General features: G+C 50.4%; 12 protein-coding genes. 8 read left to right on the forward strand and 4 right to left on the reverse strand.

Annotated features, from left to right (window positions below; all coding sequences use genetic code 11):
- Positions 1-269, forward strand: a 269-nt coding sequence (locus MVB78_RS00640) for a hypothetical protein (RefSeq protein WP_297486714.1), incomplete at its 5' end; no start/stop codon positions are given.
- Positions 266-1471 carry a replication-associated recombination protein A gene (locus MVB78_RS00645; protein ID WP_297486717.1) on the forward strand — a complete coding sequence of 402 codons (1206 nt, stop codon included), beginning with the start codon at positions 266-268 and terminating at the stop codon, positions 1469-1471. The genes MVB78_RS00640 and MVB78_RS00645, both read left to right, overlap by 4 nt.
- Before the next feature lie 63 nt (positions 1472-1534).
- Here the strand turns inward: MVB78_RS00645 and MVB78_RS00650 are convergent, their stop codons facing one another.
- From MVB78_RS00650 to gspG, 4 genes are all read right to left on the reverse strand, one after another.
- Positions 1535-1948, reverse strand: a complete 414-nt coding sequence (locus MVB78_RS00650) for a hypothetical protein (protein WP_297486720.1) — start codon at positions 1946-1948, stop codon at positions 1535-1537.
- Between the two features lie 94 nt (positions 1949-2042).
- The gene (locus MVB78_RS00655) at positions 2043-2477 is read right to left on the reverse strand and encodes a prepilin-type N-terminal cleavage/methylation domain-containing protein (protein ID WP_297486722.1); all 435 of its coding nucleotides are present in this window, start codon (positions 2475-2477) and stop codon (positions 2043-2045) included.
- Positions 2429-2971 carry a prepilin-type N-terminal cleavage/methylation domain-containing protein gene (locus tag MVB78_RS11305; protein WP_367270970.1) on the reverse strand — a complete coding sequence of 181 codons (543 nt, stop codon included), beginning with the start codon at positions 2969-2971 and terminating at the stop codon, positions 2429-2431. Before MVB78_RS11305 ends, MVB78_RS00655 begins: the two co-directional genes overlap by 49 nt.
- Positions 2959-3372, reverse strand: a complete 414-nt coding sequence (gene gspG / locus MVB78_RS00660) for a type II secretion system major pseudopilin GspG (protein ID WP_297486725.1) — start codon at positions 3370-3372, stop codon at positions 2959-2961. The genes MVB78_RS11305 and gspG overlap by 13 nt, the downstream gene beginning before the upstream one ends.
- A gap of 171 nt (positions 3373-3543) precedes the next feature.
- Here gspG and MVB78_RS00665 point away from each other — a divergent pair, with 171 nt between their 5' ends.
- The 6 genes from MVB78_RS00665 to MVB78_RS00690 all read left to right on the forward strand — a co-directional run.
- Positions 3544-4383, forward strand: coding sequence for a hypothetical protein (locus MVB78_RS00665; RefSeq protein ID WP_297486728.1), 840 nt, complete (start codon positions 3544-3546; stop codon positions 4381-4383).
- Positions 4346-5311: a hypothetical protein gene (locus MVB78_RS00670; protein WP_297486731.1), complete on the forward strand. Its 966-nt coding sequence runs from the start codon at positions 4346-4348 to the stop codon at positions 5309-5311. Before MVB78_RS00665 ends, MVB78_RS00670 begins: the two co-directional genes overlap by 38 nt.
- Positions 5308-5709 carry a hypothetical protein gene (locus MVB78_RS00675; protein ID WP_297486733.1) on the forward strand — a complete coding sequence of 134 codons (402 nt, stop codon included), beginning with the start codon at positions 5308-5310 and terminating at the stop codon, positions 5707-5709. The genes MVB78_RS00670 and MVB78_RS00675 overlap by 4 nt, the downstream gene beginning before the upstream one ends.
- Positions 5697-6212, forward strand: coding sequence for a hypothetical protein (locus MVB78_RS00680; protein ID WP_297486736.1), 516 nt, complete (start codon positions 5697-5699; stop codon positions 6210-6212). Before MVB78_RS00675 ends, MVB78_RS00680 begins: the two co-directional genes overlap by 13 nt.
- Positions 6196-7020, forward strand: coding sequence for a PDZ domain-containing protein (locus MVB78_RS00685; RefSeq protein WP_297486738.1), 825 nt, complete (start codon positions 6196-6198; stop codon positions 7018-7020). Before MVB78_RS00680 ends, MVB78_RS00685 begins: the two co-directional genes overlap by 17 nt.
- The coding region (locus MVB78_RS00690) for a secretin N-terminal domain-containing protein (protein WP_297486740.1) at positions 7007-8357 on the forward strand (1351 nt) is incomplete at its 3' end. The genes MVB78_RS00685 and MVB78_RS00690, both read left to right, overlap by 14 nt.

Genomic DNA, 8357 nt, shown 5'->3' on the forward strand with positions numbered 1-8357 from the left:
GGGAGCACAACCTGCCATCCTTTGCTTCACCGCTAAAATCTTTCTCGGTGCTCTCATTCAAATTCCTCCATGCTCCATTCTCAATCGAGTTTTCTGAAAAACCGAAAGGATACGCTTCCGTCATCCTGAACTTGATTCAGGATCCACGGTTTCATAGATATTGGTACCTTTTGATTCCGGATCAAGTCTGGAACGCCATGGATTTATCAGCAGATCCAATCCTCAATTTCCGCCATCTGCCTGACGGGCTGAAAGAACACCGTCTATGATATCGCTCGCTCTGAAATATCGCCCCAAAACCCTTGAAGAGATGGTGGGGCAGGAGCATCTGCTTGCACCCGACGCGCCCTTTCGAAAGTTGGTGGAGGCCGACGCTCTGCCCCACTCGCTGCTTTTCGGTCCTCCCGGCTGCGGCAAGACGACGCTGGCCAGGATCCTGGCAAACAAACTGGGACGCCCCTTTCATGAGTTCAACGCCACGACCCTCAAGATCGACGAATTGCGCAAGCTTTTTCGGGATTATGCCAACGCCCTGCAAAAGCCGCTGGTCTTCATCGACGAAGTCCACCGCCTGAGCAAGACCCAGCAGGAGGTGCTGCTGCCCTATATGGAGGAGCAGCGGGCCCTGATCATCGGAGCATCGACGCAGAACCCCTACTACGCCCTCACCGCCGCCATCCGTTCCCGCAGCCATCTTTTCGAACTCAAAACGATCGACGATGCAGCGATGCGCCGGATGCTCGAACGGGTCCTGAAAGAAGAGGGAATCGCCGTCGAAGCGGAGGCCGCCGAATACCTCATCCACTCCAGCAGCGGGGATCTGCGGGCGATGCTGGGACTGCTGGAGAGTGCCGCGGCCGTCGAACGGCCCGTGACCTTGCCCACTCTGCGCTCTTTGCGCCCCCAGGCGATTCGGGCCGGCTCCGCCGAAGCCGACAGCCATTACGATCTTGCCTCGGCAATGATCAAAAGCATCCGAGGCAGTGACGTGGATGCCGGGCTCTATTGGCTGGCCCGACTCATCGAGGGAGGCGAACCCCCCGAGTTTCTGGCCAGACGTCTGGCGATCCTGGCCGCCGAAGATATCGGCAATGCCAATCCCAACGCTCTGAATCTCGCCGCTTCCACCCTCACCATCGTCGAACACATCGGCTATCCTGAGGCGCGGATCCCCCTGGCCCAGTTGGTCATCTACCTCGCCTCCTCTCCCAAATCCAACAGTGCCTACAAAGCCGTCAATCGGGCACAGAAGGCGATCCGAGAAGGCACCCTCCTTCCGATCCCTCCTCAGATCAAAACCCACAGCAAAAGCTATTGCTACCCCCACGATCACGGAGGCTGGGTCGCGCAGGAGTATCTGCCCAAAAAAATGAAATTTTACGAAAGTAAGGGAATCGGTTTCGAAAAACGCCTGATGGAGTGGCAACAGAAGATTCGCTCCAACGGCAAAAATCCCGATAACTCCTCTTGATCGACTCTTCTGAGAGATACCGAAAACTCTCTCATCATTAAAAACTCCGCAAAATATCCGGATTCATAAATTGGAAAGTTTTTCTCGGGCAGTATCCGAATCGATGGATCCTCCCAGATAATCGCTTTCGATGGCATCGACTCGTTCTAAAAGTTTTTTTCGGAACAGGGAGGGTTTGATCCGATCGTGGATAAACGTCCGAATCGCTTCGAAATCCGGAAAGTTTTCGAGCATCTCTTTGGGCATCTGGCTCTCACGCCAAACTTCGCGGGCTTTGGACATCGGAACCCCTTGCAAAACCAAGACCGGTTCCCCCAGCGCATCTTTTTCGTAATAATGGGCGAACTCCTTCGCCTTTCTTTCGTTTTTACTGATATAACTTTGCGGATCATTACGTTCCACATCTCCGACAAAGTTGAAAACAAAATAGGCGAAAGCGATTCCCACCACTACAAGGATCAGCAAGCCTTTGAACATATTCTTCTCCGTTTTTTTCAGTATACCAGCTTCGTAATCCGAAACACTCGACAGAAGCCCCTTATAAATGAATCCTCTATGGACTTTTCGACATTCAATAAAGAATTCGATAATAGCGTGAAGGGTATTTACCTTCAAGTATTATCGCCTTGAGTTTGATCGGCAGAGGGAGATCTCCGATCGGCAGAGGATTACCGATACGAAGACGGCGGCTCATTTTCTTCAGAATATCACGGCTTTTGTCTTTGCTCACACCAAAGCCCCGAAGAAGGGAATAAGCGTCTTTCTTCTCTCCGTTGTAGCGTAAGGATTCCGAACCGAGAAAAAGCGAATTGGCCATCTCTTCTCCCATTCGTGAACTCAAATACCGCGCCGCATCGATATTCCGCTCACGGATCTTCAATATCCCCACGACCACGACCGAGATCAGAACGACCGACACCAGGACTTCAATAAGTGTAAAAGCGACTCTCCGTCGCATCAGTAATAGTCCCAACGGTTTTGCAAAAGCTCTCTGTTCCTCAACCAATATGCCCGCGCCTCCTCCAGGCTAGGAAAACTGCGCACTTTTCCAAAATACGCCGGAACGAAATAGAAGACACCTTTCCTCTCGAGAATCATCTGTGAGGTACTGCCGTTCCGGCGAAAGCGAAAGCGCAGGCAGACAGGATGGTCCTCATAACGACCAAACTCCGGAGTGTGGGCATCCCCCCTTCGATCAAGTATATAGGCTTTAAGGCCTTTGAAGCCCTGGGAAAGGGGGTGTTCCTTTTTCTCTGCATCCTGTAGAAAACAGTGTGTACAACCATCCAGGCAAACCAGCTCGCCTCTCCCCGAAGGCAGAGAGCTACGCAACGATTTCAACTGGGAAATATTGGTAATGTTTCGCGTTTTTTTCCGCTTGGAAATAGTGGTGGCTACCATCATCGCCATTAGAGAGAGAAGCAAAATCACGATCAGCAATTCCAACAGTGTAAAAGCCTTGGAGCCACTTCCACCCTCTTCTCGACCTATTTTTGACATCGGCTATAGTAGATATCTGCCGCTTCTCCCTCACCTCCCTCTTTTCGATCGGCGCCGTAGCTGATCAAATCGAATTTATCACCTTCTTTGACGTAAACAATCGGTGTTCGCCAAGAATCCTTGGGCATTTTTTCCAAATAAGGTTGGGATGAATAATTGGGATACTTTTCCCTATCGGGATTGTGCATCAATGCCTGGAGACCCTCCTCCGTATCGGGATACATTCCGTTATCCAAGCGGAACATTTTGAGTGCTTGGGCAACACTGCTCATCTGGCTACACACCAAATCCCGTTTCGCTTTCTCGCCTACTCCGATGAGATTCGGAGCCACGAAGGCCGCCAATATTCCGAGAATGAGGATAACTACCAACAATTCCAAGAGACTGAAAGCTCTTTTCATTCCTTATATCCTTTGTTTCTATCATATCATCTCTATTTTTTCGATACTCTACCGATCCGTTCTCGGTACTTTTACTATAATACACCAAAATGCTAAGGGAAAAGTACTTTGAGACGGTTGAGAATGCGGAAAGGTATCACACTGTTGATTACGCTCTCCGTCATAGCGGCGATGTTCGGTCTCTTGGGAATACTCTTCTCTTCTTTGGAGAGCGCACGGAAGAAGGCCGAAGAGAAAGCCGCGACCCTCCAAGCCGATCTTTTGCGTGAAGACCTGACGAACCTTTTGCACAAGTACTTGAAATCCAAACCCTCCGTCAACACGCTTCAGACCCTCTACTCAACCCCGTTACCCCTCTATGGAAACGGTGGAGATTTCGGCCTTTTGGCGCAATGCGGTCCCTTGTTTGACCGGATACCCATCTCTTGGCTTGGATTCGATGAAAATCCAAAGCGAAAAGAACGCTACGAGCTGGCCAAAACTCTCTTCGAACGTTTGACGGACGAAGCACAACTACGTGACCCGAGTAGACTCTATGAAATGTTGCGTAACGCTCTACGAGGCACACGGATTGTGTTTGGAGAGGAAGCGTGGCTTCAGCCGCCCAAAGGAGCGATGAACGAACACTCTTTTAAAAGAATTTTAGACGAGTATCGCTTCCTCGCCGATGATCCATCGGTCTATACGATCGACTGGAAGGGATATTTCCTCCTACAAAATCTCGAGGGATACGGGCAAGGACTCGATCGTGATTTTCTCGCACCCAAAGTAGTCGCTTACCTCTATGATTTGGAACCGACCCTTGTCGAAGCAGACTATGTCCCCGGCCAACTGAACACCTTTCTCGAGAGTGTCGGAGCGGACAAAAAACGCTACAGTCGACTTTTCAGGCCCCAAAAGAGTCCGGCGATGCGCTGCGAAGGGAGGGTCACTTTTAGGGAGGGACAGTATAATATAGGTTTTGACTATCTCGATGGAAGGATCGCCCGCTTTGAATTTCAAACGCCGTAAACGTCCCCTCCTTCCTCTTTACTCCGGAATGCCGCCGCTTTCCAAGCCGCAGCGAAAAGAAAAATACGATCTTCTATTGACTCCGCAGCTTTTTGTACTAAAACGTGAGAAACTCCCCGTCCGTTTCGCGTTCGAGGCCCGTCGTCTCGCTCCCTCCATTCTGGAAGAACTGGGCGCACAGAGCGACTGGACTTATGAAGTTTTCAAACAAGCCGATGATTGGGTCCTCCTCTCCTACGATCCCAAAAAAATCAAACGCCTTCTTCAAGAAAGCGGACTTGAAGAGGAAAACATCGGTCGAATTCATTTCGCCCAGGAATTTGCCGAGAGTTTCAAAAATCCTCTACTCCTGGAAAATGGAGATGTTCTGGTCACCGTAGGAGACATTGTGACGTTAATGCCGGAAAAGCTACTACCGAAGGAGACACATCCTCGGAAGCCCGAAACCGTCTTTCCTACCTTGACCCGGGTTCATCCCGGCTTTCACTTTCGCGGGAGAGGGGAACACCATTGGCTGGGAAGTCGAGAGACCTTAGGACTCTCCCTCGCTCTCGTACTTCTGGGAATCTCCTGGTTTGCGGAGGGGATCCGTGATCATCGAATGCAAAGTGTTTTGCAGGAGAAGCTACTCATAGCTACGAAAGATCATCCCGCACTGGCCGACTCCATCACCCGGAAAAACATCTATTCCCACTATCGATCGCTCGATCGAAAGCAGCGTCAGATACGAAATGTGATGAAAAAGATCGGTACCCTTCTCGGCCGGGATTCGAAACTGTCAAAACTTACTCTAGACGAGCGAGGATACCATGTGATCATCGAGGCCTCTCCTTCATTGCTCATTTCCTTGAAGGAGCGGGCTTCTTCATTGCAGCTTCCCGCTAAAATCAGCGGAAAGCAACTCCAAATCGAAGGAAACTGGCAATGACGACGATGCGGGGAAAAATGGCGATCCTTCTCAGCGCTTTTCTTTTCGCAGTGGCGGGATACTTTTACAAATTCTCCATACAAAAGAGTCTCTTCGATGCTCGGATAGAAACGGAAACGGCCCTGACGGAAATCCGACAGACCCGTGCTTTGAAACGGCTCTGGAACACCCGTGGCCTGCAGGAGAAGATCAATCGCCTCAAAGCGTCGATCTCCCCGGAACAGATCCGACGTTTCGATCACCGGAACCATCGTCTAACCATCGAACTCGAAAAACTCGAAGGACGACAACTCAACCGCTTTCTCGGTAAAATCGGGGCACTTCCCCTGCAGATGGAACACTTGACGATTGAACGAGTCGGAAGACTCTATCGCATGGAGTGCCGATGCAAGTGGTAAAAAAGTCCATTCTTCTTCTATTGACCGCTCTGATCGCGTTCATTCTCTTCGCTCCCAAACGGGAACTCTACTATCTTCTGCAAAAAAAATTGCAACAAGAAGGAATTGTCCTCGATCAACGTAAAATCATCGAAAAGCCTCTGGGCTTGCATCTCGAGGAAGTCACGATTTACTGGCAGGGAATCGAACTCGGTACTTTCCGAACACTGGATGCTGAGACTTTCCTACTCTACAACCGCCTTGACGGATACGCTTTTCAAATCTCCCCGGCGATGCAACGCTTCGTCCAACTTTCGATCGACCGCTTGAAGATCCGATATCGTCTTTGGAATCCCCGACATCTTGTTTTGGAAGCACAAGGCTCTTTCGGTCAAATTCACGGCTTTTACGATATAAAAGAGAGGATGCTACGCGTGCGTTGGACCCGAATAGGAGAGATCGAAAATCTGCGACCTTATCTGAAACGCGACAAAGAGGGGTGGTACTATGAACGACAATTCTAAGCTTCGTACCCTCTTGCATTTGTTCTTCCCGCTCTTTCTAATAGCGGCTTTCATCAAACTCGCTTGGGTTTTTATCGAACTTTTTCTGCTTCCCATACACGGAGTACGACACGAACGCGCCACCTCCCCGAAACTTCTGCCTCACCGTTTTCGCCTCGCATCCGATGAAGCTCTCCCCAAAGCTCTGGCCAAAAAGCCGAGTCAATCCCTCGCCTCGATCCGGGACCTGAAGCTTGTAGCAACCTATCAGGGGCCTTCGCAGTCCCTGGCTGTCATCGAGAAAGGCTCCAGAGCCAAAGTCCTTGGCCTGGGGGATAGCCTCGCAGGCTACCGTCTCGAACAGGTGCTCTCCAACGCGGTAATTATGCGCCGAAACGGTAGGGAGTATCGTCTGGAAATCAAACAGAAAGCCTTGAAAGGCTACCAACAGGTGCCTCTCGTTTCCAAAAAAAATACGGCGAACGAAAACGATAAGATTTCCCACGAAGGAACGGCGACCGTCGTCCCCCGCAGCCTAATCGAAAAGTACACGAAAAATGTCGATAAAATATGGAAAGATATCGGAATCGTTCCCGAAAAAAGGGGGGGATCTATCCAGGGCTTTCGGATCCGATACATCAGACGGGGGAGCGTCTTTGACAAACTGGGTTTGAAGCGGGGTGATTTGATTACGGCGGTCAACGGAGAGCGCTTGAACGATTACGGGACCGTAATGGAACTTTTCCAATCCATCGACGATCTAGAGGGCTTGACACTGAACATAAAACGCGGAAAAAAAGAGGTAGAACTGGATTATGATATTCAATAAAAAATGGCTTGCCATCCTGCTTGTGAGCTCCCTGATCCGGGCCCAGACAGCCGACGGCATCAAGCTCAACATACGCAATATGAGTGTTCAGAAATTCGTCGAGATGATCGGAAAGATCACCGACAAAAACATCCTCATCAACGGCCAGCTAAAAGGGAAAATCAACTTTATCGCCAATCATCCCATCAAAAAGGAATCCCTCTTCTCTTTGGCCAATTCCATCCTGGCCAGCAAAGGATACGCTCTGATCGACCATGGCGATTTTATGGAGGTGGTCAAAGCATCGGAAGCGGCTAGTATGGGGGTAAAGGTGAGCAACAAAGTGAGCGGTGAAACAATGAAAACCGTCCTCTTCCCTCTGAAAAATACCAACGCTTCGGTGATGCGAGCGAAAATCCGCCCTCTGCTAGGACGCAACGCCAAAGCGGTCTCTTTCAAAGAAAACAACGTGTTGGCAATCACCGCCTATCCCAAGACACTTCAATCGATCAAAGCGCTTATCGACGCCATCGAAACGGCAGGCCACAAAGGTTCGATGGTCATCAAACTGCAACACGCCGACGTCAACGACGTCTTCTCCAACGCGGTGAATATGGCCAAGGATCTCTTTCCCCAGAGCATCCCCAGCGAAAAGGTGGGGATTTTCAAAGACAAATCGAGCAACTCCATCATCATCGTAGGTAAGAAGAAAAACGTCGATCAAATGGCCAAGTACATCAAACAGCTCGATCGACAGGGAGAGAGCGTTTCTCAGAAAATGTACGTGATCCCTCTGAAAAACTCCAACGTCGAAGATATGGAAAAGATCCTGGGCAAACTGGTTTCTCAAATGAACAACCTCAACGCCAGAAATCGATCGATGCGGAAGGGTGGCAAAGCTCCAAGCAAAGCGATGGTCGTCGCCGACGTCGAACGCAATTCTTTGATTCTCTTGGCGACGGGCGAGCAATACCGCAATATTATGCAAGTTATCCGGCGAATCGATGTCGAAAAACCTCAAGTCTTCATCAAAGCCCGGGTAGTCGAAATCAACAGCAAACTGGCGCAGGCCATCGGGGCCAAATACGGCATTACCGGCGGATGGCTCACCTCCCATGGATTGATCTCCGTCAACGGAAACATGGGCGGCCAAGCGGTCAATTTCTCCCAAAAACTGCTGGGCCTTATGCATTACGGTGAGGGCAACTCCAGCTCGGGCTTCTCCTTCGGTGACGTCAAATCCCTCTTTGCCCTGGGGATCAACATCGATCTTCTCCAGCAGGACGGCGCCGCCCATGTCCTGAGCGAACCCTCGATTCTTTGCTCCAACAATATGGAATCCGAACTCTTCGTCGGTG

It is taken from the genome of Thermococcus sp., assembly GCF_026991495.1.
GTDB lineage: Archaea > Methanobacteriota_B > Thermococci > Thermococcales > Thermococcaceae > Thermococcus.

Bases quoted from the DNA above. Each gene is read 5' to 3' on its own strand.
- MVB78_RS00645 (WP_297486717.1), top strand. From the start codon at position 266: ATGATATCGCTCGCTCTGAAATATCGCCCCAAAACCCTTGAAGAGATG.
- MVB78_RS00650 (WP_297486720.1), bottom strand. From the start codon at position 1,948: ATGTTCAAAGGCTTGCTGATCCTTGTAGTGGTGGGAATCGCTTTCGCC.
- MVB78_RS11305 (WP_367270970.1), bottom strand. From the start codon at position 2,971: ATGTCAAAAATAGGTCGAGAAGAGGGTGGAAGTGGCTCCAAGGCTTTT.
- gspG (WP_297486725.1), bottom strand. From the start codon at position 3,372: ATGAAAAGAGCTTTCAGTCTCTTGGAATTGTTGGTAGTTATCCTCATT.
- MVB78_RS00665 (WP_297486728.1), top strand. From the start codon at position 3,544: ATGTTCGGTCTCTTGGGAATACTCTTCTCTTCTTTGGAGAGCGCACGG.
- MVB78_RS00670 (WP_297486731.1), top strand. From the start codon at position 4,346: ATGGAAGGATCGCCCGCTTTGAATTTCAAACGCCGTAAACGTCCCCTC.
- MVB78_RS00675 (WP_297486733.1), top strand. From the start codon at position 5,308: ATGACGACGATGCGGGGAAAAATGGCGATCCTTCTCAGCGCTTTTCTT.
- MVB78_RS00680 (WP_297486736.1), top strand. From the start codon at position 5,697: ATGCAAGTGGTAAAAAAGTCCATTCTTCTTCTATTGACCGCTCTGATC.
- MVB78_RS00685 (WP_297486738.1), top strand. From the start codon at position 6,196: ATGAACGACAATTCTAAGCTTCGTACCCTCTTGCATTTGTTCTTCCCG.